Annotated in this window: 2 tRNA genes and 1 rRNA gene; all 3 read right to left on the bottom strand. The window is 43.2% G+C overall.

Features of this window, described 5'->3' with window-relative positions:
- Positions 1 to 540: ribosomal RNA gene (locus FTU72_RS16225) — 23S ribosomal RNA — on the bottom strand; the annotation flags it as partial.
- 431 nt (positions 541 to 971) lie between these two features.
- A tRNA-Ala gene (locus FTU72_RS16220) sits at positions 972 to 1,047 on the bottom strand.
- 61 nt (positions 1,048 to 1,108) lie between these two features.
- A tRNA-Ile gene (locus FTU72_RS16215) sits at positions 1,109 to 1,185 on the bottom strand.
- Positions 1,186 to 1,235: the final 50 nt, after the last annotated feature.

The raw sequence follows: 1,235 nt of genomic DNA, 5'->3' as shown, positions 1-1,235 counted from the left end.
ACAAAGTGGCTCCCACTGCTTGTATGCATGCGGTTTCAGGATCTATTTCACTCCCCTCACAGGGGTTCTTTTCGCCTTTCCCTCACGGTACTGGTTCACTATCGGTCAGTCAGGAGTATTTAGCCTTGGAGGATGGTCCCCCCATATTCAGACAAGGTTTCACGTGCCTCGCCCTACTCGACATCATCATATAAGCCCTTTCGTGTACAGGACTATCACCCACTATGGTTGCACTTCCCAGAGCATTCCACTAGAACTTATATGACTTAATGGGCTGTTCCCCTTTCGCTCGCCGCTACTGAGGGAATCTCAATTGATTTCTTTTCCTACGGGTACTGAGATGTTTCACTTCCCCGCGTTCGCTTCATTAACCTATGTATTCAGTTAATGATACCTACCTTATGGTAAGTGGGTTTCCCCATTCAGACATCTCCGGATCACAGGATATTTGCCGCCTCCCCGGAGCTTTTCGCAGGCTATCACGTCTTTCATCGCCTCTGACTGCCAAGGCATCCACCACATGCACTTAATTACTTGACTATACAACCCCAAACAGTCGTTAAACCTTACAAGTAGGTTTAGCAACAAGTCTTACGACTCACAGTTGGCGTCTTGTGCATTTAAGCACTGTACAGCTTCAATTAGATTCATATACCAAAACGCTTGATTCAGTTTAATCGCTAGAACTCATCTAATCGCTTCATAGTTGCCTATGTTGCTTTCAACGAGTTTGAACAAATTATTTCAACTCAAATATATTCTGTTAATGATTTAATGCATCTTCGTCAGATTGCATTACTGTGATAAATCACAGAGATTATCAAGTGGTGCGTATCATAACGCTTGTACTTGTTAATCTCTAGGATCTAAACACTTGATCGCTTATTTCTTAGCTCTTTCCAGCATTGTTTGACTATCATCTAATCAATCAACCTCATTAATTTAAAAAGCAGTGCTTTTAAATTAATTCGTGGTGGAGACTAGGAGAGTCGAACTCCTGACCTCCTGCGTGCAAAGCAGGCGCTCTACCAACTAAGCTAAGTCCCCAGCTTATCAATAAGTCAATGTTTCTGATTTCTTCACTCTGCAATTGCTTGCTTGTCGTTAGTGGTGGGTCTGACAAGACTTGAACTTGTGACCCCACGCTTATCAAGCGTGTGCTCTAACCAACTGAGCTACAGACCCTCAGATACATCGTCATGAAGAACAACTTGTTGTGGATTCTTACCAATCGT

Origin of the sequence: Acinetobacter sp. YH12137 (genome assembly GCF_013418535.1) — a bacterium.
Classification (GTDB): domain Bacteria; phylum Pseudomonadota; class Gammaproteobacteria; order Pseudomonadales; family Moraxellaceae; genus Acinetobacter.
Note: the sequence above shows the minus strand (reverse complement) of the source record. Positions and strands in the feature narration are given on the sequence as shown.